Raw genomic sequence first — 21,073 nt, 5'->3', positions numbered from 1 at the left:
GGCTCAGGTACGGGATCAACCCCCGGCTCAGACCCCGGCCCGCGCCGCCGCCGCCTTCACCAGTTTCACGGCCTCGTCCAGCTCGGCCTCCACGGCCTCGACGGACGGGGCCGTTCCCCGTTCCCGCGCCCCCGCCATTTCCGGCGCCGCGACCATTTCCAGCGCCCCCGCCAGATCGTGGCCGGCCACCGCGAGCTGGTCGGCCACCGCGAACGCGCCCGCGTCCGGCATGATCCGCGGCTGCGCCTCCGGCTCCTCGAGCCGCTGTGCCCGTACGGCCAATTCCCTGGCCAGCGCGAGTCCTTCGGCGGCGGCGCCGCGCTGCAGGCGGCTCTGCGGGGCGGCGCGCAGCCGGTCGGCGAATCGGTCCACGGCGGCCGTCAGGGGCGTTGTATCAAGCACGCCGCGACCCTACGCGCCCTCCCGGGACTGTTGCCAACGGGCGAACACTCAGGCACGGTGACATGAAGGAGCACTCGCGCAATGCGTCCGGAGGCGCCGAATGTCCCAAGTCTTCTCCGAAGAGACCCATCAGAACCTGCTCTCCCGAATCCCCCACTGCACCGGTCGTGAAGTCTCCGACTGGCTCCGCGCCGTAGACGACGGCCCAGCCCTCTTCCGCTTCGAGGAGAAGGTCAGCTGGCTCCGGAGTGAACACAATCTCGCCTACGGCCATGCGAAAGCGATCATCCACGAGTACGACCTGAGGCGCGCCGCCCGGCGATTGCTCTAGCCCTCATGCGGAAGGGCCCGCCCGGCGTTTGCCGGACGGGCCCTTCCGCATGTTCCCGGGGAGGTCCCCAGGGCGGTGACTAGTCGTCGCCGCTGAGGATGGAGACCAGTCGCAGCATCTCCAGGTAGATCCACACCAGGGTCAGGGTGAGGCCGAAGGCCGCCAGCCAGGACTCCTCGCGCGGAGCGCCGTACGCGACGCCGTCCTCGACCTGCTTGAAGTCCATGGCGAGGAAGAACGCGCCGAGCAGCACACCTACGACGCCGAAGACGACGCCCATCCAGCCGCTGCGGAAGCCGAGGCCGTCACCGCCCGCGAACACCATGAACAGCAGGTTCACGGCGGTCAGGACGATGAAGCTGATCGCGGCGATCATCAGGTAGCGCGTGAAGCGCTGCGTGACCCGGATGATCCGGGTCTTGTACAGGAAGAGCATGGTGACGAAGACCGCCATCGTGCCCAGTACCGCCTGCATCGGCGCACCCGGCGACACCATCGTGTTCACGAAGTTGCTGAGCGCGCCGAGGAAGATGCCTTCGAAGCCCGCGTACGCCAGGATCAGCGCCGGGACGGGCGTCCGCTTGAAGGACTGGACCAGCGCGAGCACCATCGCCACGAGAGCGGCGCCGATGGCCAGGCCGAGGCCGAGGTTCATGACCCAGGCGACGGTGGCGCCGGCGATCACGACGCCGAGCGTGATGCCCGTGCGCGCGACGACGTCGTCCATCGTCATGACATCGCCGCGTACGGGCGCCTGCGGGGCGCCGTACTGCGTGTCCTGCTGGGCGTAAGGGTTGGTGGCGTACGGGTTCGCGGGGGCGCCCTGGGCGTACGGGTTGCCCTGCGCCGTACCGACGGCGGGGCCCCCGGCCTGCGGTGCCGCGGTGAAGCCCGCGGTGCCGTTGTCGCGGCTGAAGCCCCGTCGCGAGAAGACCGGGTTGCTGCTCCTCATCTCACTCCTCCATGGCCACCCTGCGTGGCCTTGACTCAAGAGTAATGGGAAAGCAAAAGGAAGACCCTAGTGCCAGGGGAGGATCTTTGGTGACGGTTCGGGATCGCCCGGATCACCGCGCGGCCGGGGCTGCGTCACCGGGACACGATCGGCTCGCGGTGGCCGCGCTGGCGCCGGTCACTGGTCGGGCGGCCCATCGGCCGTGCGTGGTGCCCGGAACCGGACTCGAACCGGCACGCCCCGAGGGGCAGCGAGGTTTAAGCTCGCCGTGTCTGCATTCCACCATCCGGGCAAGGTGCGCGGCTCCACAATTCGCGGGTCAGAGCCTATCCGGACGCTTCCCCCGTACAGCGGAACACCGGGCTGATGTTGTCTTATTTTATTGGCGCCTGAGGGTGTGTCAGTGGACGAATGGGCTGTCGGCACATGCCGGGAGGGGTGGGCGGGCCTGAAGGGCCGCCCACGGGAAAGGCGGAAACTCGACTGCCCGCGCCGTTGTCTTTGCCCTGCCCGTGCCCCTTCCCGTACCTGCCCCGACTCGGGGGCGGCCTCAGGGACGGCGTCATACCAAAGGAGGACGGGCGTGCCCCGCGATGCGACTCAAGACGGCCACGGGAACGGGCACGAGGGCTGATCCGCGGGCGCCGATCGGACGGGACCATGAAGGAGTCCCTTTAAACGTCCCCGACAGGAGTGCCCTCTCGTGACCACCACCCCCACCGCCACCGCCCACCGCGCCACCGCGGTGGCCGCACGCGCCACGGAGCTTTCCAAGGTTTACGGGCAGGGCGAGACTCAGGTTGTCGCTCTGGACCGGGTCACGGTGGACTTCCGCCAGGGTGAGTTCACCGCGATCATGGGCCCGTCGGGCTCCGGCAAGTCGACGCTGATGCACTGCGTCGCGGGTCTCGACTCCTTCAGCTCCGGCTCCGTACGGATCGGCGAGACCGAGCTGGGCACCCTCAAGGACAAGCAGCTCACACAGCTGCGCCGGGACAAGATCGGCTTCATCTTCCAGGCGTTCAACCTGCTGCCGACGCTCACCGCCGCCGAGAACATCACCCTGCCGATGGACATCGCGGGCCGCAAGCCCGACCAGGAGTGGCTGAAGACGGTCATCGACATGGTGGGCCTGGCCGACCGGCTGAGCCACCGGCCCGCCCAGCTCTCCGGCGGCCAGCAGCAGCGCGTCGCCGTGGCCCGCGCCCTGGCGAGCCGGCCGGAGATCATGTTCGGCGACGAGCCGACCGGAAACCTGGACTCCCGCTCGGGCGCCGAGGTCCTCGGCTTCCTGCGCAACTCCGTGCGCGAGCTCGGCCAGACCGTCGTCATGGTGACGCACGACCCGGCAGCCGCGTCGTACGCGGACCGCGTGATCTTCCTGGCCGACGGCCGGATCGTCGACGAGATGCTGAACCCGACCGCGGACGGCGTACTCGACCGGATGAAGGAGTTCGACGCCAGGGGCCGCACCAGCTGACCACCGGCTGATCCCCGGCTGAGCGCCCCGTTCCTTCCCATCCGGCCGCCCCCACCCCAGGACTGACAGAAATGTTCCGTACCGCCCTGCGCAATGTGCTCGCGCACAAGGCCAGGCTGCTGATGACCGTGCTCGCCGTAATGCTCGGCGTGGCCTTCGTGTCCGGCACCCTGGTCTTCACCGACACCCTCTCCAACGCCTTCGGCAACCAGTCGGCGAAGAGCTACAAAGACGTCGCCGTAGCGGTCACGACGTACCCCGACTCCGAGAACAGCAAGAAGGAGCAGGGCATAGACGCCCGGACCCTGGAGAAGATCCAGGGCCTGGACGGCGTCGCCGCCGCCACCGGGCGCGTCTCCGGCTTCGCCGGCGTCGCCGACCCCGACGGCAAGCTCATCGGCAACGGCTGGTCCAACACCGGCGCCAACTTCGAGCCCGGGAAGGGCGGCAAGGATGCCGCGTACGACTTCACCGACGGCTCGGGTCCGGCGAAGGCCGGTGAGATCGCCCTCGACAAGGCCACGGCCGACAAGGGCAAGTACAAGACCGGTGACACCGTGCGGGTCGCGACCAACGGGCCGGTGAAGGAGTACACCCTCTCCGGTGTCTTCACCACCGAGGACGGCCAGGTCAACGCCGGCGGCTCGCTGGTGCTCTTCAGCACCCCCGTCGCCCAGCAGCTCTACCTGACGCCCGGTCACTTCAAGGACGTCACCATCACCGCCGCCTCCGGCACGTCCGAGCAGCAGCTGCTCGGCGCCGTCAAGCCGCTGCTGCCCGAGGGCGCCGAGGCCCAGACCGGCAAGGAGCTCGCCGACGACCAGGCCAAGATGATCGAAGAGGGCCTGAGCGCGCTCAACCAGGTGCTGCTCGGCTTCGCCGCGATCGCGCTCTTCGTCGGCATCTTCCTGATCTCCAACACCTTCACCATGCTGGTCGCCCAGCGCACCAAGGAACTGGCGCTGATGCGCGCCGTCGGCGCCTCCCGCCGCCAGGTCAAGCGCTCCGTGCTGCTCGAAGCGATGGTCGTCGGCGCGATCGCGTCGGTGGTCGGTTTCGCCCTCGGTCTGGGGCTCGCGACCGGGTTGCGTTCGGCGATGTCCGCCTTCGGCGCGAAGGTGCCGGCCGGTCCGCTGATCGTCTCGCCCACCGCCGTCGCCGCCGCCTTCGCGGTCGGTGTGCTGGTCACGATGCTCGCCGCCTGGCTGCCCGCCCGCCGGGCCGCCAAGATCGCGCCGGTGGCGGCGATGAGCAGCGTGCACGCCGTCGCGACCACCAAGTCGCTCGTCGTACGCAACTCCATCGGCGGCGCGATCACGCTGCTGGGCGCGGCCGGCATCCTCGGCGGCGCGGCGGTCGGCAAGGACGGCCGGATGCTCATCGGGGCCGGTGCGTTCTTCGCGCTGATCGGCATCATCGTGCTGATCCCGCTGCTGTCGCGGCCGGTGATCGCGCTCGTACGCCCGCTGATCAGCAAGCTCTTCGGGGTGTCGGGCACGCTGGCGGGCCAGAACGCGGTGCGCAATCCGCGGCGTACCGGAGCCACCGCCTCCGCGTTGGCGATCGGCCTCACCCTGGTCACCGGACTGTCCGTGCTCGGCGTCACGATGGGCCGGGCCGTGGACAAGATGACCACGGACAACATCAAGGCCGACTACATGTTCACGATGGCCGGCGGCGGTTCGCTGGACAGCTCGGCGCTCAGCGCGCTGGAGAAGGCGCCCGGCGTATCGGCGCTCTCCCCGCAGACGGCCGCCAATATCGAGCTGAAGGGTGAGTGGGCCGCGTTCTCCGGTGTCACGCCGGGCGACATCGAGCGGGTCATCAACGTCACGCCGGTCTCCGGCTCGCTGGACTCGCTGGCCAAGGGCGCCATCGTGGTCGACGACAAGACCGCGAAGAACGGGGACCTGAAGGTCGGCGACAGCGTGCCCGTGAAGTTCGCGGACGGCAAGGAGTCGAAGCTGACGGTCGGCGCGACGTACAAGGGGAATGAATTCCTCTCGTCGGTCCTGATCGACCAGAAGACCGTGAACAAGCACGAGGCCAAGCCGTACATCCGGGAGATCTGGGTGAAGACGGACGGCGGCGCGAGCGCGGCGAACGAGAAGGCGCTCGTGGACGCGCTGGGGCAGAACCCGGCGATCAGCGTGATGGACCAGCAGGACATCCGCAACCAGTTCGGCGGCATGATCAACACGATGCTGAACATCATGTACGGGCTGCTCGGCATGGCCCTGCTCATCGCGGTGCTCGGCGTCATCAACACCCTGGCGATGTCCGTCTTCGAGCGCCAGCAGGAGATCGGCATGCTGCGGGCGATCGGCCTCGACCGCCGCAAGGTCAAGACCATGATCCGGCTGGAGGCCGTGGTCATCTCGCTCTTCGGAGCGGTGATCGGCATCAGTCTCGGTACGTTCCTGGGCTGGGCCATCGGCCAGACGGTCAAGGACTCGGTCCCGGGTTACGCCCTGGTCGTGCCGTGGGACCGGATCGGCGTCTTCCTGCTGCTGGCCGGGGTGGTCGGCGTACTCGCGGCGATGTGGCCGGCGCGCAGTGCGGCGAGGCTGAACATGCTCGACGCCATCAAGGCCGAGTAGGCGGCAGCACGCTTGCGCGATGAAGGGCCGGTCCCCGGGGGACCGGCCCTTCGTCGCGTGTCAGGAGCCCGCGCAGTAGCTCATCAGCTGGGCGTGGTTCGTCTTGTACTGACCGAAGAGCGTCGCGTTGTCGATCTTCAGCAGCGTCTCGTCGTTGGCCCGCAGCGCGGGGTACGTGTAGTTGTGGCTTCCGGTGAAGACCAGCTGCTGGTCCGCCGCACCGGCGTACGTGCCGTCGATCAGCAGGTACTTGGAGTGCAGACCGGCCTTGGGCAGGCCCGCCCCGCGGTCCTCGTAGCACTGCACGCGCTCGGTGAGCTTGCCGTAGACGGCCGACTCGACGGACGCGCTCATCGAGCCCGGCGCGCCGTCGTGTGCCAGGAGCACCGAACAGCCCGCCGTCTTCAGCGACACGAGTTTCTTGGCGACCTCGTCCCGCGTGAAGAGGTTCGCCGCCATCCGGACCTGGGTGCCGCCCGTGCAGCTGACGTTGTCGAGGATCAGCTTGACGGTGTCGGTCGAGGCGTCGTTGTTGTACTCGGCGCCCGAGGCTTCCCGGCGCGGGAAGAAGTAGGTCTTGTACGCGCCGCTCGAGGGCGTCTCGTAGTAGTGGCTCAGCCCGCTCGCCGACGCCCCGTACTTCATCAGATCGGCGAAGTACGCCTGGTAGATGCCGTAGAGGCCGGCGTCGGTGATCGTCACCGCGTTGTTGAAGAGGTCGGTGCGCTGGGTGTTGGTCATGTTGGCCGAGGTCTGCACCACCACGTTCGCCGACCCTCCCACCGAGGAGAAGAGGAAGAACTTGTTGTGGTTGATCGGCCCGTCCGCGTCGCCGGGGAGCATCCGCGTGCCGATACAGCCGCGCCCCGCCGGACAGGCCAGCACCCACGACGGCTTCGTACGGTCGGTACCGAGCCCGGTGGCAAGGGTGTCGTACTCGCCGCCGGTCATGGTGGCGGAGGTGTGGTCGAGGATCACCTTGACCGAAACGCCGCGCTGCTTGGCGGCGACCAGGGCGTCGGCGACGGTGTCCTCGGTGAAGGTGTACATCGACACCGTGATCGTGGTGCCCGCCGCGGCCTGGTTGATCAGGCCGGTGATGTGGTCACGGACCCTGCTCTGTTCGGCCGCGGTTCCGGCGGGATTGTTGAAGGTGGCGCCGGTCGCGACGGCCGCCGCCGAGGCCGAGGCCGCCGGCCGGCTTTCCGGCTGCGCGGAGGAGGCTGCCGGGGCGTTCAGCAGGGCGGTGGTCATGAGCGTGGCTGCCAGGACGGGCAGCCACGCCTTTCTGAGGCGGAACAAGTGGGTCCCCCTTGGTTCGTGACGCATTCATGACGCTGCGGGCATGCGAAAAGGCGGGGCACAGGCCGGTCAGGTCCTGTGCTCCCGCCTCGTTCGCCAAGCCCGAAGTGCTGAACGTATCCAGCCACCAAAGGGGTTAGAAAGTCACAATCAGGCCGTTATCGGAATGTCGGATTCCAAGTCCGGGCACGCAGCGGCATACCCGACGCACCCCCCTCCCCCGGCCGTACGGCGAGGACCTGGTTGACGCCGATCTTGTTGCGCTCGAAGGAGAGCGCGGAGGCCGCCATGTAGAGCTGCCAGACGCGGGCCCGCCCCCGGGAGGTCGCCCGTACCGCCTCTGACCAGTTGGCTTCCAGGTTGGCGACCCACTGGCGCAGCGTCAGGGCGTAGTGCTCGCGGATGGACTCGACGTCACGCACCTCGAAGCCCGCCTCCTCCAGCGTCCCCACGGTCCGGCCGAGCGGCGCGAGTTCGCCGTCCGGGAAGACGTACGAGTCGATGAACTCGTCCACGTGATACGCCTCTTCGTTCGGCTCCGGGCGCCGCGCGATCTGGTGGTTGAGCAGCCGCCCGCCGGGCTTGAGCAGGGCGAACAGATCGTCGGCGTACTCCCGGTACCGCGCCGAGCCGACATGCTCGGCCATCCCGATCGACGAGATGGCGTCGTACGGACCGTCCCTGACGTCCCGGTAGTCCTGCACCCGGATCTCGATGCGGTCGGTCAGGCCCTCGTCGGCGATGCGCTTGCGGGCGTACGCCGCCTGCGCGGTGGAGATCGTGATGCCGGTGACGTGGGCGCCGTACTCGCGCGCCGCGTGCATCGCCATCGAGCCCCAGCCGCAGCCCACGTCCAGCAGCCGCGTCCCTTCCTTGAGCGCCAGCTTGCGGCAGATGAGGTCGAGCTTGGCGCGCTGGGCCTCTTCGAGGGTCCGCCCCTCAACGGAATCGGGGGAATCGTCGAAGTACGCGCACGAATAGACCATCGACGGGCCGAGCACTAGCCCGTAGAAGTCGTTGCCCACGTCGTAGTGGTGGCTGATGCTTTCCTTGTCGCGGCGCTTGGTGTGCAGCGGCCCCGTGCGGCGTCTGACCTCTTCGGCGGGCGGGGGCGGCGGTGGCCAGGGGCCCGCGAGTGCGAGCAGGCCACGGGCGGCGGCGCGCACACGGGGGTCGCGCACCGGGTGGATGGCGGACTTGGTCTCGGCGCCGCAGTCCCAGAGCAGTCCGGCGATACGGTCGAGGGCCTCGTACAGGTCGCCCTCGATGTCGAGCTCACCGGCCACCCACGCACGGGCCAGGCCGAGTTCGCCGGGCTTCCACAGCAGGCGGCGCAGGGCGCGGCGGCTTCGGACGACGAGGACAGGGGCATCGGCCGGGCCGGATTCGCTTCCGTCCCAGGCGCGGATACGGACAGGCAGGGGAGTCCCGAGAACTTCCTCGGCAAGCGTGGTCAGCCGCAGGGCGGCGTCGGCCATGGTGCACACCTCCGTGACAGTGTTGCCCGGATTACTGAGCGTTCACCAGAGATAACACCGACGGGGGTCTCGCAGCATCCCCATGGCGGGCAATGGATCAGCAAAGTACATGGCGTGCACATGCATCAGGGTGCGGATACGCCGAAGGGGCCGCCCGCACCACGGATGGCGGGCGGCCCCTTCGGGCTGCGCTGCTGTGCTTACTGCGGACTACTGGGGCGTCAGGACGCCTTGGCCTTCTCGCTGCCGGCGGGCGCGCCCGCCTTGGCGGCGGCGGGGGCCGGCGCCGGCTTGGCGGCCTCGTAGAACTCCTCGCGCGGAGTCTCCATGGCGCCGAGCGAGACGACCTCGCGCTTGAGGAACATCGCCAGCGTCCAGTCGGCGACGACGCGGATCTTGCGGTTCCAGGTGGGCACGGCCAGACCGTGGTAGCCACGGTGCATGTACCAGGCGAGACGGCCCTTGAGCTTGATCTTCATCTTGCCCATGACGATCATCGCGACGCCCTTGTGCAGGCCGAGACCCGCGACAGCGCCCTTGTTCGCGTGGCTGTACTCCTTCTGCGGGAAGCCCCGCATACCGGAGACCACGTTGTCGCCGAGGACCTTGGCCTGACGCAGCGCGTGCTGGGCGTTCGGCGGGCACCAGGCGTTCTCGACGCCGGCCTTGCGGGCGGCGACGTCCGGGACCTGGGCGTTGTCGCCCGCGGCCCAGATGTAGTCCGAGCCCTGCACCTGAAGCGTCGTCTGGGTGTCCACGTGGCCGCGCGGGCCGAGCGGCAGGCCGTAGCGGGCCAGAGCCGGGTTCGGCTTCACGCCGGCGGTCCACACGATGGTGTTGGAGTCGACTTCCAGCCCGTTGTTGAGCACCACGTGGCCGTCCACGCAGGAGTCCATGCCGGTCTTGAGGTAGACCTCGATGCCACGGCCCTCAAGGTGCTCCTTGCCCCACTTGCCGAGCTCGGGCCCGACCTCGGGGAGGATCTTGTCGGCCACGTCGACGAGCAGGAAGCGCATGTCTTCGCGCTTGACGCTGGTGTAGTACTTGGCCGCGTCGCGGGCCATGTCCTCCACCTCGCCGATGGTCTCGGCGCCGGCGAAGCCGCCACCCACGAAGACGAAGGTCAGCGCCTTGCGGCGGACGTTCTCGTCGGTCGTGGAGTCAGCCTTGTCGAGCTGCTCCAGGACGTGGTTGCGGAGGCCGATGGCCTCCTCCACGCCCTTCATGCCGATGCCCTGCTCGGCGAGGCCGGGGATCGGGAAGGTGCGGGAGACTGCGCCGAGCGCGACGACGAGGTAGTCGAAGGGCAGCTCGTAAGCCTCGCCGACGAGCGGCGCGATGGTGGCGACCTTGCGGTCCTGATCGATGGTCGTGACCCGACCGGTGAGCACCTCGGCCTTGGGCAGGACGCGTCGCAGGGGTACGACGACGTGCCTCGGCGAGATGCTGCCGGCGGCAGCTTCGGGGAGGAAGGGCTGGTACGTCATGTACGAGCGCGGGTCGACGACCGTGACGGTCGCTTCCGCATAACGCATCTTCTTGAGGATGCGTCGTGCTGCGTACAGGCCTACGTACCCACCGCCTACTACGAGGATCCTGGGACGCTCCGTGGTGCTCATGCCATCGAGTATCCACCCCTTGGAGGGGGGTGGCTCGTGAGCCCCTTCACAAGCTCCTTGCCCCCCTCTGCTACACTCCGCCGCCCACGTGACCCAGGTCATGGCGCGGCGGGGGAACCACGGTGTACGACCGGACGTTGAAAACCCCCCGTGAGCTGGACGCACGGGGGATTTCGGGGGGTGTACCACCGGCCCCACGCGGGTCCGGTTCACACTGGCGTAACGCTCCCGGAGGAGCCCGAAAGGGGAGCCGCACCGCCTAGTTGAGGCTCCAAAGGGCCTCTGGGCCCACATTCGTAGGCCAAGAGGCCCCAATTCCTTGTGAAGAACTTCACGAAGTTGCTTCGTCAGGCGATGGACCAAGCGATTCCGTCGAGGATGTCGTGCTCGCTGACCACCACTTCCCGGGCCCCGGTGCGCTCCATGATCTCCAGCAGTACGAGCGCTCCGGCCCCGATCACGTCGACCCGGCCGGGGTGCATGACGGGGATCGAGGCCCGCTCGTCGTGGGTCGCGGCGAGGAGCTCGCCGGTGATCTCCTTGACCTGCTCGTACGGGATGCGGGAGTGGTGGATCGCCGCCGAGTCGTACGCCGTGAGGCCCAGCGCGATCGCGCCCACGGTCGTCACCGAGCCGGCCAGCCCGACGAGGGTGTGCGCCTCGCGGATCGGCACCGTCTCCTCGGCGAGGTCGAGTGCGGCGCGGATGTCGTCCCGTATGGCGGCGATCCGGTCGGGGGTGGGCGGGTCGGAGACGACGCCGTCGCGCACGAGGTGGCGCTCGGTCATCCGTACGCAGCCGATGTCGACGGAGCGGGCGGCCCGCACGTGGCCGTCGCCGACCACGAACTCCGTGGAGCCGCCGCCGATGTCCACGACGAGGTACGGCCCCGACAGGTCCTCGCGGCCCGCCAGCTCCTTCGTCGCGCCGGCGAAGGAGAACTCGGCCTCCTGGTCACCGGTGATGACCTCGGGCTCGACGCCCAGGATGTCGAGGACGCCGCGCACGAAGTCTTCGCGGTTCCCGGCGTCGCGGGAGGCGGAGGTGGCGACGAACCTGAGCTTCTCGGCCCCGTGCTCCTTGATGATCTCGGCGTACTCGCGGCAGGCGGCGAAGGTACGTTCCAGCGCCTCGGGGGCGAGGCGGCCGGTACGGTCGACGTCCTGGCCGAGCCGGACGATCTGCATGCGGCGGTCGATCTCGACGAGCTCGCCGGTCTCAGGGTCGGCGTCTGCGACGAGCAGCCGGATGGAATTGGTACCGCAGTCGATGGCGGCGACGCGCGTCATGCGTGCTCCTGGTGTGGTGGTCGTGGGGTTCAGTCTGCCGCCGGGGCCTCGCACGGCGTCACGCACGGCCCCTTCGCCCACCACTCCGGCAGCAGCGCGAGCGCCTCGTCCCCGAACGGGTTCACGCCCGGCCCGGCCGCGAGCGAGTGGCCGACCAGCACGTGCAGGCACTTCACCCGGTCCGGCATGCCGCCCGCGCTCGGGAAGCCCTGAAGCACCTCGATCGCGTCCCGGCGCCGGATGTAGTCCTCGTGCGCCGCGCGGTAGGCCGCGGCCAGCTCCGGGTCCTCGGCGAGCCGGTCCTGCATCTCCTTCATCAGGCCCGAGCCTTCGAGCGTGCCGATCGCGCCGGACGCGCGCGGGCAGGTGAGGTAGTACAGCGTCGGGAACGGCGTGCCGTCCTCCAGACGCGGGGCCGTCTCGACCACGTCCGGCTGTCCGCACGGGCAGCGGTGCGCGATGGCGCGCAGTCCGCGCGGCGGGCGGCCGAGCTGCAGCTTGAACGCGGCGATGTCCGCCTCGGTGGGCTCGGTGCGCGGGGTGGTCGGGGGTGCGGCGTCCATGCGTGCGTTCGTGCCTTCGTGTTGGTGGGGGTGGGTGATGAGTGATTACTGCTGGTTTCCCGTACGGTCGGCCTTGTCGACGCCGTCCCAGAGGTTGCTGTACCAGGGGCGGTCGGCGCCGCCCTGGTCGTCGCGGCGCCTGTCGCGGGCACCGGGGTCGTAGACGGTGAAACCCGTCTCCCCCGGCCGTACGAGGTGAAGGTGCTCGCGGGCGAGGCGCTCGATGTACGCGTCGTCCTTGAGCCGGGCCTTCTCGTCGCGGAGCTCCTCGACGCGTCGGCCCGCCTCCCGCATCCGCTGCTGCTGGTCGGCGATCTCGCCGCGCTGCGACACGTACTGCCGCATCGGGTACGCGAGGGCCACGACGAGCGAGCACACGACCAGGACGAGAAGCGCGGCCCGGCCGGTGAGCCGGGAGCGGCGGGCCTGCCGGCGGGTCTGCGAGCGGTAGACACGGGCGGCGGTCTGCTCGCCGAGCAGCCGAATCCTGGTCGCAGTGGAGAACCGGTCCCGTTCCTTCCCGGCCATGTCTCCCGCCTCCCCTGCCGTTACGCACGTACGTCCCCGGACACGGTACGGGACCGCGGCCGGGGACGTACGTACGACTGGCTGAGCTGGGGTGTCAGCCCCTGCTGTCAGCCCCTGAAGCGGGGGAAAGCGGAACGGCCCGCGTACACCGCCGCGTCGTCGAGGATCTCCTCGATGCGCAGCAGCTGGTTGTACTTGGCGACGCGCTCGGAGCGGGCCGGGGCGCCGGTCTTGATCTGGCCGCAGTTGGTGGCGACGGCGAGGTCGGCGATGGTGACGTCCTCGGTCTCACCGGAGCGGTGCGACATCATGCACTTGAGGCCGCTGCGCTGCGCGAGCTCGACGGCGTCCAGGGCCTCGGTCAGCGAACCGATCTGGTTGACCTTCACGAGCAGCGCGTTGGCGGAGCCTTCCTCGATGCCGCGGGCCAGGCGCTCCGGGTTGGTGACGAAGAGGTCGTCGCCGACGATCTGGACCTTGTTGCCCAGCTTCTCGGTGAGGACCTTCCAGCCGGCCCAGTCGTCCTCGAAGAGCGGGTCCTCGATGGAGACGAGCGGGTACGCCGCCACGAGCTCCTCGTAGTACTCCGTCATCTCGGCGGCCGAGCGGGACTTGCCCTCGAACTCGTACGCGCCGTCCTTGTAGAACTCGGACGCGGCGGCGTCGAGCGCGAGCGCGACCTGCTCGCCCGGGATGTAACCGGCCTGCTGGATCGCCTCGATGATGAGGTCGAGCGCGGCGCGGTTGGAGTCCAGGTTCGGGGCGAAGCCGCCCTCGTCGCCGAGGCCGGTGGACAGGCCCTTGGCCTTCAGGACGGACTTGAGGGCGTGGTAGACCTCGGTGCCCCAGCGCAGGGCCTCGGAGAACGACTCCGCGCCGATCGGCGCGATCATGAACTCCTGGATGTCGACGTTGGAGTCGGCGTGCGACCCACCGTTGACGATGTTCATCATCGGAACGGGCAGCAGGTGCGCGTTCGGGCCGCCGAGGTAGCGGAAGAGCGGGAGGTCCGACGCCTCGGAGGCGGCGTGCGCGACGGCGAGGGAGACGCCGAGGATGGCGTTGGCGCCGAGGGAGGCCTTGTTCTCGGTGGCGTCCAGGTCGAACATGGCCTGGTCGATCAGGCGCTGCTCGGTGGCGTCGTAACCGACGAGCTCCGGGCCGATCTGCTCGATGACGGCGAGGACGGCCTTCTCGACACCCTTGCCCTGGTAGCGGTTCGGGTCACCGTCGCGAAGCTCAATGGCCTCGAACGCTCCGGTGGAGGCACCGGACGGAACAGCAGCACGACCGGTGCTGCCGTCGTCGAGGCCGACCTCGACCTCGACCGTGGGGTTGCCTCGGGAGTCCAGGATTTCCCGGGCTACGACGACGTCGATGGACGGCACGAGCATCTCCTTCTGGGATGTGACGCTAGGGGTGCAGGGTCACTTTGGCCTTGCGACAAGAGCCTAACCGGCTCGGGGACATCGGCCGGCCGTTCGCCCGCCCCGTGGGACAAGAAGAGGTCCGAATACCGCAATAGCGGACGTAACTCTTCTGGTGAGTACGGCAGAACCCCGGCCCGGCGCGTACGGGGGGAGCGCGCCGGGCCGGGGTGGTGTGGGGGTGTCGCCGGGTCAGCTCAAGTGCAGCTGCTGGCCCGGGTAGATGACATCGGCGTCGCTGACGATGTCCTTGTTCAGCTCGAAGAGCTTCTCCCAGCCGCCCTTGACCTTCTTCGCGTCGGCGATCTTGCCGAGGGTGTCGCCGGCCTTGACCTTGTACTCGCCGTCGCCCTTCTCGATGTTCTTGGGCGCGGCGGGCTTCGCGGTCTCGGCCTTGGGCTGGGCCTTGGGCTCGGAGCGGACCTCGCTGCGCGAGGCGGGCTGCTCGGCGGCGCGCGGGGCGGCCGGCTCCTGCGTCTTCTGCGAGGAGCCGGAGGTGTCGACACCCGGGTCGACACCGTCGTTGGTCAGACCGCCGGCACCGGCGCAGGCCCAGGCACCCGGGCCCTGCATGTCGAGAAGCTTCTCGGCGGTGGCGATCTGCTGCGCCTTGGACGCCTTGTCGGCGGTCGGGGCGTACTGCGTGCCGCCGGCCGCGGCCCAGCTGGACGCGGAGAACTGCAGGCCGCCGTAGTAGCCGTTGCCCGTGTTGATGGACCAGTTACCGCCGGACTCGCACTGGGCGACAGCGTCCCAGGTCTCGACGGAAGCGGCGGAGGCCGAGGTCGCGCCCATCAGCGGAACGGCGACAGCGACGCCGGTGACACCGGCGAACGCGGCGAAACGCATGGCCTTGGACGGGGCACGGTGCTTGGCCTTGCTGGAAAACAGCATGCGACATCTCCTCACCGACGCCTACGAGGTGAGCTGTCGGGTTCGGGCGCAGTGAGTGCCCGGCCGCACGACGACCTGCGTCGCGCGGCTTTACCCCAAGCCGGTTCCGTTCGTCTTCCGACGTCCGGGCCCGGCGCTTACCTGGGTCCCCCGCTCCTGCCTACGGCGCTTTACGCGTCAGTTCCCCCCGGCCGCCGGCAGGATTCGGCGTGACGGTCGACGGGGCCCGCGGTGGCGAGCGCTCTGACGGTAAACACATGAGCCCTTGATGTTCAAAGAGCCACATCAGGGAGATATCACCCTTCCCTGCCCTTACCTGACCCACATCCACGCAGGTCAGGGGCGGAACGAGCGGACTGTCCGGGCCGCGCCCGCCAGTTGAGGCAAAGAGACCCTTGTCTCACTTGCTTCAAACTGGACATAGCGGCCCGAACTGCCCCCCGAAATCAGCCCAGATCGAGGCTCTGGCCAGGGACGATGAGGTCCGGGTCGGAGCCGACGGTCTTCTCGTTCGCCGCGTAGAGCGCGGCCCAGCCGCCGCTCACGTCGTGCGCGTCGGCGATGGCCCAGAGGCTGTCGCCGGCGCGGACGGTGTACTCGCCGTCGGCGCCGGGGGCGCCGGCGGCGTCACGTGTCGATCCGTCACCGCGGGAGGCGTGGCGGCCCGAATCGCGCCCGATGCCCGGATCGCCGGATACGGCGCTGCCGCCTTCGCGGGCCTCTTCGCGGCGGTGCTTGCCCTTGGAGGTGCCCTCCTCGGCGGTGGGCGAGGCGGCCTCCGAGGAGGGGGCCTCGGGGGCGTCATCGGCCCCGGACGCCGGGGGCGTCGTCGGGGCGGCGGCCTTCCCGGACTCGCCTTCGTCGCCTTCGTCGATCTTCACGCTGGCACCGTCAGACCCGGCGGTCGCCTCGGCCGGCTCCTGGGTCCCGGAGTTCTCCGGCGTCGCAGTCGACGTGTCGCCCTCCGGCTCGGCGGTCGCACCGCCACTCGGGGCGGCGTCGTCACCCTCCGTCAGGCCGGAGATGAGCGCGCAGCTCGGCCACGCCTGCGGCCCCTGGTCGGCCAGCACCTTCTCGGCCACCTGGATCTGCTGGGAGCGGCTGGCGAGATCGGCGCGCGGCGCGTACGCCGTACCGCCGAACTTCTGCCAGTTCTCCGGGGAGAACTGAAGCCCGCCGTAGTAGCCGTTACCGAGGTCGGCGCTCCACATGCCACCGCTCTCGCAATCGGCGACGCGGTCCCAGGTCGTGGCTTCGGCAGCGTTCGCGCCGGTCGCGCCGAGCAGCGGGATGGCGATGGCCGATCCGGCGACTCCTGCCGCGACGACGAGAGCTGGAGCCTGACGCGGGCGGCGGTGCTTACCGTTCCCGGAGCGCATGCGGTGGCCTTTCGAGTGACGGCTGAGGTTGACGGTGAACGTAGCCGTACTCGAACGTTTGTTACAAGTCGATGCAGCGTAGATCACGTGAAGGTCTCGAATTGACGTGGCGTCACCCTGTTTTGGCGTCGAACTCCACGGGCAAGGTGCGCAGTCCGCGCATGATGAGGCCGCCGCGCCACCGCAAATCGTCAGGTTCCACCGCAAGTTTCAAGTCCGGAAGGCGTCGCAGCAGCGTCGCGATCGCTACCTGCCCTTCGAGCCGGGCCAGCGGCGCGCCGAGGCAGTAATGGATGCCGTGTCCGTAGCCGAGGTGCTGGTTGTCGCGGCGCGAGAGGTCGAGCGTGTCCGGCTCACTGAAGCGCTCGGGGTCCCGGTCGGCGGCGGCGAGTACGACGAGCACGGGATCGCCGGCCGCGATGTCCTGGCCGCCAAGGGTCAGCGGCTCGGTGGCGTACCGCCAGGTGGCGAGCTCCACCGGCCCGTCGTAGCGCAGGAGTTCCTCGACGCCCGTGGCGAGCAGCTCCGTGTCGCCCTCGGCGAGCGCGCGCTGGAGGCGTTCGCGCTGCTCCGGGTGGCGCAGGAGCGCGTACACGCCATTGCCGATGAGATTGACTGTCGTCTCAAATCCGGCAAATAGGAGGATAAAGGCCATCGCCGCCGCCTCATTCTCGGTGAGGTGCTCGCCGTGATCGCTGGCGCGAATGAGGCCCGAGATGAGGTCGTCGCCCGGTTCTTCCCTTTTACGGTGGATGAGTTCGGCGAGGTAGTTGCGCATCTTCTTCACCGACCGGGCCACGCCCCCGCGCGGCCCGCCCCCGTGCCGGATCATCATGCCCGCCCAGTCACGGAAGTCGTCCTGGTCCTCGCGCGGTACGCCGAGCAGGTCGCAGATCGCGTAGATGGGGAGCGGGAAGGCGAAGTCGTGGATGAGGTCCGCGCTGCCCTCCGCGATGAAGTTGTCGATGAGCTGGTCCGTAAGCTCCTGCACCCGCGGCGCGAACTCCGCCACCGTGCGCGGCGTGAAGGCCTTCGACACCAGACGCCGCAGGCGCGTGTGGTCCGGCGGGTCGATGTTCAGCAGATGCGTCATCAGCTCGGCCTTGCGCTCACCCGGAATGCCGGTCCTGCCCCTGGCGTGCGCGGAGCCGGCGTGGTGGGCCGGGTCCTTCGAGAGCCGCTGGTCGGCGAGCGCCTGCCGCGCGTCGGCGTACCGCGTCACCAGCCACGCCTCGACCCCGCTGGGAAGGGACGTCCGATGTACGGGCGCGTGCTCACGCAGCCAGGCGTACGCCGGATAGGGATCGGTGGCGAACTCCCAGGTGAAGAGTTCGGGCATGGGAGTGGGGTGAGGCTGGTCGGGCATGCCCCCGACAGTATCGGCCGCCCTCGATACAGCGACGGCGAAGTGCGCCGGCAGTCCAGCGTCTGCTACTCGGCGTGGCCCTCCGCCGCTCGGATCGCGTCGCGGTACGTGCGGGCGGCGGCACGCAGCGCCGCCTCCGGGTCCACGCCGGACGCCTCGGCCCGTACCGCCATGGCCAGCAGTTCGTAGCCGATGCCTTCGCCCGCCGGGAGGGGGACGTCGAGGTCCGCGTTGCGTACGCGGGAGGAGAGCTTCGCGGCGAGGGCGAGGCCCGGCTGGCCGAGGGGCACGCCGTCCGTGACCGAGTCGCGCTGCTTCTCGTCGGCCTTCGTCCGCAGCCAGTGCGCCTTGACCTCTTCGGGGGTCTCGGCGGTGTCGTCGCCGAAGACGTGCGGGTGGCGGTGGATGAGCTTGTCGACGATGGTGCCGGCGACGTCGTCGATCGAGAACGGCTCGTCCGGATCCTCCTGGGCGATACGCGCGTGGAAGACGACCTGGAGGAGTACGTCGCCGAGCTCCTCGCGCAATTCCTCGCGGTCACCGTCCTCGATGGCCTCGACGAGTTCGTACGCCTCCTCGATGCCGTACTTCGCGAGTCCCTTGTGGGTCTGCCGCGAGGACCACGGGCATTCGAGGCGGATGCGGTCCATCACCTGCACCAGGTCGAGGAGGCGCGCGCCCGGCAGGTCGTACGAGCCGGGCAGCAGCTCCAGGTCGGGCATCTGGACCCGGCCCGAGCCGGCCAGGCGGGCGAGACCGTCGGTGAGGGCCTGGTCGCCCTCGCCGGACGGGAGGACGACCACGGTACGGCCGCCCTCGCACGCGTCCAGCAGCTCCTGGGCGGTCGGGGCGGCGTGCTCGACCGTGACCCCCGCCTCCCGCAGGTACGGCAGCTGCGGGTGCCCCGCGTCGGCGCACAGCACGAGGTCCGCCGCGCGCAGCGTCTGCCACGCCGGCCAGGACAGGAGCCCGGGCGCGACGCGGTGGCTGGCGGTGAGGAGGACGATACGGCCGGGGGCGGCGGGCTCGGATGCGGATGCTTCGCTGGTCACGTGTCGAACGTACCTCGGCGGTACGACAGCCCGGGGGCCAGCCCTCCTGCTACGCGCCCGCCTCCGGCGCCTGGGGGACCGCTTCCTTCGTCACCTGGGTGATCCACGGCGCCTTGTAGTCGCCCAGCTGCATCTTTTCGTCGTCCCACGTGCCGTAGCGGGGGTTGACGTCGATGTCGAGCGCCTTCGACGCGGCGACGAACGCCTCGTTCACCTTCTGCTGACCCTCCGGGGTGTTCGTCGCGCCGATCTTCGCGGCGAGCTTGCCGACCAGTACGTCCCTGCGCAGGGCGTCGTCGATCTGGTCCGGGGCGACGCCACGCTGCTGGAGGTACATCGCGGCCAGCTGCTCCTCGCCGCCCGCCTGCTCGGCCGCGTCCGCCCGCGCCTTCTGGATCTCCTTGCGGCTCACGCTCGCCCCCGCGTCGTCCGCGGCCCGCTCCACGATCTTGTCCACGATCAGGTCGTAGAGCTTGGCGCGGCCGAGCTGCCCGGTCGAGCCGATGAGCTGGGCGGCCTGCGGCGATGCCTGCTGGGCCTGGCGTACGTCCTTGACCTGCGCCTGGAGCGCGGAGACCTCGATACGGCCGCCGCCCACGACGGCCGCCGCTCCTGGATGCGCCTCATTGCCGCACGCGGCGAGAAACGGCGCCGCGGCCAGAAGCGCGGCGGAGAGGGAGAGCGCGGTGCGACGGCGGCGGTGCAAAGGGTGCCTCCCGGCGGTGATCGTGCGGCATAGCAACGACAGTGCGACGAACGACCTTGCGGTGATCGATGTTAGGCAGTCGGAGTGGTCCGGGCCACTGATTCGCCCAACGATTCGTTCGTGTTCGTGGATGCGCTGTCCCGGGAAGGCCGGGAATTCCGTACCGGACCGCCCAGCATGATCGTGCGGGAGACGACGAAAGTGACCGGGATCGCGGCCGACGCGGCGATCAGCGGGGCGTACGTGCTGTTGAGGCCCAGGACGCCCACGAGGAGATAGACGCCACTCGTCGTGATCACGAAATTCGCGGCGTTGGTGAGCGGGAAGAGCAGAAACTTCCGCCACGTGGGCCGCGTGTTGTAGGTGAAGCGGCAGTTCAGGAAGAAAGAGCCGGTCATGCTGACGGCGAAGGCAAGAACGTGCGCGGCGACGTACGGCAGCCAGGGCAGGAGCAGCAGGTAGCAGGCGTAGTACGTCCCGGTGTTCACCACTCCCACCAGGGCGAACCTGACCAGCTGGCGGCGGATCACCGGCGTACCAGCTCCCGGCTCTCGGTCAGCGGCGACGCGGCGGCGGGCGCCGGCTCCACATTCGTCGCCTGCACGAGGAAGTGCGGGCGGCGTTTCACCTCGTAATAAATGCGGCCGACGTATTCGCCGACTACGCCGATCAACAGCATCTGGACTCCGGCAAGCGCCGTGACGGCGACGAGCAGCGTCACATAGCCGGGGGTTTCCACTCCGTTCACGAGGGTGACACCGACAATCCACGTCGAATACGCCATGGCGACGGCGACCAGCAGCAGGCCGAGATAGAGCGCTGCCCGGAGCGGCTTGTCATTGAAGGAGATGAGACCGTCGAGTCCGTAGTTGAGCAGCTTCGAGAAGGTCCATTTCGAGCGGCCTTCCTCGCGTACGGCATTCTCGTACTCGAAGGTGACGGTGCTGAATCCGACCCAGGCGAAAAGACCTTTGGAGAACCGGTTGTACTCGGTGAGTTCGAGTACGGCGTCGACGCTGCGGCGCGACAGCATGCGGAAGTCTCCGACGCCGTCGACGAGTTCGACGTCGACCAGGCGGTTGATGAGCCGGTAGTACGCCCGGGCCGTGAGCGTACGCGTGACCCGGTCGCCCTTCCTGGTACGGCGGGCGACGACCTGGTCGAAGCCCTGCTCGTGCAGTGCCACCATGCGGCGGACCAGGGCCGGCGGGTGCTGGAGGTCGGCGTCCATGATGACGACCGCGTCGCCCGAGGCGTTGCGCAGGCCGGCCAGCATCGCCGCCTCCTTGCCGAAGTTCCGGCTGAAGGAGACATAGCGCGTGCGCGGGTCGGACTCCGCGATCTCCTGGAGGATCGCCAGCGTACGGTCCGTGCTTCCGTCGTCGACATAGACCAGTTCGAGTTCGACCGGACTGTTCAGACTGCCGAGTTCCTCCGTCACGTGCTCGTGGAAGCGGCGGACGATCTCCTCTTCGTTGAAACACGGGACGACAATTGAGATGAGCACAGCTCTCCCCCGATGGTCAGTCAGCTCAGCGAAGAACAGCCGCCGGATATGGCGGACTCCAACTCTCCACATGACGGGCCGGCAACCAACGCGTGAACTCACCGGGTTTTGTGCGTTTTTAGGCGGCCGCGGTGTCATTGAGATCTCTTTTTCCGTCACATGCTGGCTTATTGGGTATCGGGCGCAGTAGAAGGATCA

19 protein-coding genes, 1 tRNA gene and 1 riboswitch are annotated in these 21,073 nt (G+C 69.1%); of the genes, 3 read left to right on the top strand and 17 right to left on the bottom strand.

Features of this window, described 5'->3' with window-relative positions; translation table 11 throughout:
• Window positions 1-27: 27 nt before the first annotated feature.
• Complete coding sequence (locus tag J7E96_RS25635) at window positions 28-402, bottom strand: hypothetical protein (RefSeq protein WP_215134234.1); 375 nt, start codon at window positions 400-402, stop codon at window positions 28-30.
• A gap of 100 nt (window positions 403-502) precedes the next feature.
• Between J7E96_RS25635 and J7E96_RS25630 the strand changes: the two genes are divergently transcribed.
• Window positions 503-733 (top strand): DUF4287 domain-containing protein, encoded by a 231-nt coding sequence (locus tag J7E96_RS25630; RefSeq protein ID WP_138899329.1) that lies wholly within the window; start codon window positions 503-505, stop codon window positions 731-733.
• Between the two features lie 79 nt (window positions 734-812).
• Here the strand turns inward: J7E96_RS25630 and J7E96_RS25625 are convergent, their stop codons facing one another.
• Both J7E96_RS25625 and J7E96_RS25620 read right to left on the bottom strand, forming a co-directional pair.
• Entirely contained in the window at window positions 813-1,685 is an 873-nt protein-coding gene (locus J7E96_RS25625; protein ID WP_215134232.1) for a Bax inhibitor-1/YccA family protein, read from the bottom strand.
• A 207-nt stretch (window positions 1,686-1,892) separates the two neighbouring features.
• Window positions 1,893-1,977: transfer RNA gene (locus J7E96_RS25620), tRNA-Leu, on the bottom strand.
• 411 nt (window positions 1,978-2,388) lie between these two features.
• Between J7E96_RS25620 and J7E96_RS25615 the strand changes: the two genes are divergently transcribed.
• Window positions 2,389-3,165 carry an ABC transporter ATP-binding protein gene (locus J7E96_RS25615; protein WP_215134230.1) on the top strand — a complete coding sequence of 259 codons (777 nt, stop codon included), beginning with the start codon at window positions 2,389-2,391 and terminating at the stop codon, window positions 3,163-3,165.
• A 71-nt stretch (window positions 3,166-3,236) separates the two neighbouring features.
• A complete protein-coding gene (locus tag J7E96_RS25610) occupies window positions 3,237-5,765 on the top strand; it encodes an ABC transporter permease (RefSeq protein ID WP_215134228.1) in 2,529 nt (842 codons plus the stop codon).
• Between the two features lie 60 nt (window positions 5,766-5,825).
• Here J7E96_RS25610 and J7E96_RS25605 read toward each other — a convergent pair whose 3' ends face one another.
• The 14 genes from J7E96_RS25605 to J7E96_RS25540 form a co-directional block, all read right to left on the bottom strand.
• Entirely contained in the window at window positions 5,826-7,067 is a 1,242-nt protein-coding gene (locus tag J7E96_RS25605; protein ID WP_251070396.1) for a phospholipase D-like domain-containing protein, read from the bottom strand.
• A gap of 158 nt (window positions 7,068-7,225) precedes the next feature.
• On the bottom strand, window positions 7,226-8,545 hold the full coding sequence (locus tag J7E96_RS25600; protein ID WP_215134226.1) for a cyclopropane-fatty-acyl-phospholipid synthase family protein: 1,320 nt from the start codon (window positions 8,543-8,545) through the stop codon (window positions 7,226-7,228).
• A 221-nt stretch (window positions 8,546-8,766) separates the two neighbouring features.
• Window positions 8,767-10,164, bottom strand: a complete 1,398-nt coding sequence (locus tag J7E96_RS25595) for an NAD(P)/FAD-dependent oxidoreductase (RefSeq protein WP_215134224.1) — start codon at window positions 10,162-10,164, stop codon at window positions 8,767-8,769.
• 347 nt (window positions 10,165-10,511) lie between these two features.
• Entirely contained in the window at window positions 10,512-11,453 is a 942-nt protein-coding gene (locus J7E96_RS25590; RefSeq protein WP_215134222.1) for a Ppx/GppA phosphatase family protein, read from the bottom strand.
• A 29-nt stretch (window positions 11,454-11,482) separates the two neighbouring features.
• A complete protein-coding gene (locus tag J7E96_RS25585) occupies window positions 11,483-12,016 on the bottom strand; it encodes a DUF501 domain-containing protein (protein WP_215134220.1) in 534 nt (177 codons plus the stop codon).
• A 45-nt stretch (window positions 12,017-12,061) separates the two neighbouring features.
• Complete coding sequence (locus J7E96_RS25580) at window positions 12,062-12,544, bottom strand: septum formation initiator family protein (protein ID WP_215134218.1); 483 nt, start codon at window positions 12,542-12,544, stop codon at window positions 12,062-12,064.
• A 107-nt stretch (window positions 12,545-12,651) separates the two neighbouring features.
• Window positions 12,652-13,938: a phosphopyruvate hydratase gene (eno, locus tag J7E96_RS25575; protein ID WP_215134216.1), complete on the bottom strand. Its 1,287-nt coding sequence runs from the start codon at window positions 13,936-13,938 to the stop codon at window positions 12,652-12,654.
• Between the two features lie 225 nt (window positions 13,939-14,163).
• The gene (locus tag J7E96_RS25570; RefSeq protein WP_215134214.1) at window positions 14,164-14,865 is read right to left on the bottom strand and encodes a transglycosylase family protein; all 702 of its coding nucleotides are present in this window, start codon (window positions 14,863-14,865) and stop codon (window positions 14,164-14,166) included.
• A 3-nt stretch (window positions 14,866-14,868) separates the two neighbouring features.
• Window positions 14,869-15,043, bottom strand: a riboswitch (cyclic di-AMP (ydaO/yuaA leader).
• 268 nt (window positions 15,044-15,311) lie between these two features.
• Window positions 15,312-16,244: a transglycosylase family protein gene (locus J7E96_RS25565; protein ID WP_215134212.1), complete on the bottom strand. Its 933-nt coding sequence runs from the start codon at window positions 16,242-16,244 to the stop codon at window positions 15,312-15,314.
• Between the two features lie 112 nt (window positions 16,245-16,356).
• Entirely contained in the window at window positions 16,357-17,610 is a 1,254-nt protein-coding gene (locus tag J7E96_RS25560) for a cytochrome P450 (RefSeq protein ID WP_215134209.1), read from the bottom strand.
• 65 nt (window positions 17,611-17,675) lie between these two features.
• Window positions 17,676-18,662, bottom strand: a complete 987-nt coding sequence (locus J7E96_RS25555; RefSeq protein WP_215134207.1) for a nucleoside triphosphate pyrophosphohydrolase — start codon at window positions 18,660-18,662, stop codon at window positions 17,676-17,678.
• Window positions 18,663-18,711: 49 nt separating this feature from the next.
• Window positions 18,712-19,368, bottom strand: coding sequence for a SurA N-terminal domain-containing protein (locus tag J7E96_RS25550; RefSeq protein WP_215134205.1), 657 nt, complete (start codon window positions 19,366-19,368; stop codon window positions 18,712-18,714).
• 71 nt (window positions 19,369-19,439) lie between these two features.
• Window positions 19,440-19,898, bottom strand: a complete 459-nt coding sequence (locus tag J7E96_RS25545) for a GtrA family protein (RefSeq protein WP_308296133.1) — start codon at window positions 19,896-19,898, stop codon at window positions 19,440-19,442.
• Window positions 19,895-20,875 carry a glycosyltransferase family 2 protein gene (locus tag J7E96_RS25540; RefSeq protein WP_215134203.1) on the bottom strand — a complete coding sequence of 327 codons (981 nt, stop codon included), beginning with the start codon at window positions 20,873-20,875 and terminating at the stop codon, window positions 19,895-19,897. The genes J7E96_RS25545 and J7E96_RS25540 overlap by 4 nt, the downstream gene beginning before the upstream one ends.
• Window positions 20,876-21,073: the final 198 nt, after the last annotated feature.

Origin of the sequence: Streptomyces sp. ISL-96 (genome assembly GCF_018614035.1) — a bacterium.
Taxonomy (GTDB): Bacteria; Actinomycetota; Actinomycetes; order Streptomycetales; family Streptomycetaceae; genus Streptomyces.
Note: the sequence above shows the minus strand (reverse complement) of the source record. Positions and strands in the feature narration are given on the sequence as shown.

Excerpts from the sequence above, each read along its gene's own strand:
- J7E96_RS25570 (WP_215134214.1), bottom strand. The coding sequence starts at position 14,865 with ATGCTGTTTTCCAGCAAGGCCAAGCACCGTGCCCCGTCCAAGGCCATG.
- J7E96_RS25560 (WP_215134209.1), bottom strand. The coding sequence starts at position 17,610 with ATGCCCGACCAGCCTCACCCCACTCCCATGCCCGAACTCTTCACCTGG.
- J7E96_RS25610 (WP_215134228.1), top strand. The coding sequence starts at position 3,237 with ATGTTCCGTACCGCCCTGCGCAATGTGCTCGCGCACAAGGCCAGGCTG.
- J7E96_RS25580 (WP_215134218.1), bottom strand. The coding sequence starts at position 12,544 with ATGGCCGGGAAGGAACGGGACCGGTTCTCCACTGCGACCAGGATTCGG.
- J7E96_RS25585 (WP_215134220.1), bottom strand. The coding sequence starts at position 12,016 with ATGGACGCCGCACCCCCGACCACCCCGCGCACCGAGCCCACCGAGGCG.
- J7E96_RS25625 (WP_215134232.1), bottom strand. The coding sequence starts at position 1,685 with ATGAGGAGCAGCAACCCGGTCTTCTCGCGACGGGGCTTCAGCCGCGAC.
- eno (WP_215134216.1), bottom strand. The coding sequence starts at position 13,938 with ATGCTCGTGCCGTCCATCGACGTCGTCGTAGCCCGGGAAATCCTGGAC.
- J7E96_RS25565 (WP_215134212.1), bottom strand. The coding sequence starts at position 16,244 with ATGCGCTCCGGGAACGGTAAGCACCGCCGCCCGCGTCAGGCTCCAGCT.
- J7E96_RS25595 (WP_215134224.1), bottom strand. The coding sequence starts at position 10,164 with ATGAGCACCACGGAGCGTCCCAGGATCCTCGTAGTAGGCGGTGGGTAC.
- J7E96_RS25630 (WP_138899329.1), top strand. The coding sequence starts at position 503 with ATGTCCCAAGTCTTCTCCGAAGAGACCCATCAGAACCTGCTCTCCCGA.
- J7E96_RS25590 (WP_215134222.1), bottom strand. The coding sequence starts at position 11,453 with ATGACGCGCGTCGCCGCCATCGACTGCGGTACCAATTCCATCCGGCTG.
- J7E96_RS25600 (WP_215134226.1), bottom strand. The coding sequence starts at position 8,545 with ATGGCCGACGCCGCCCTGCGGCTGACCACGCTTGCCGAGGAAGTTCTC.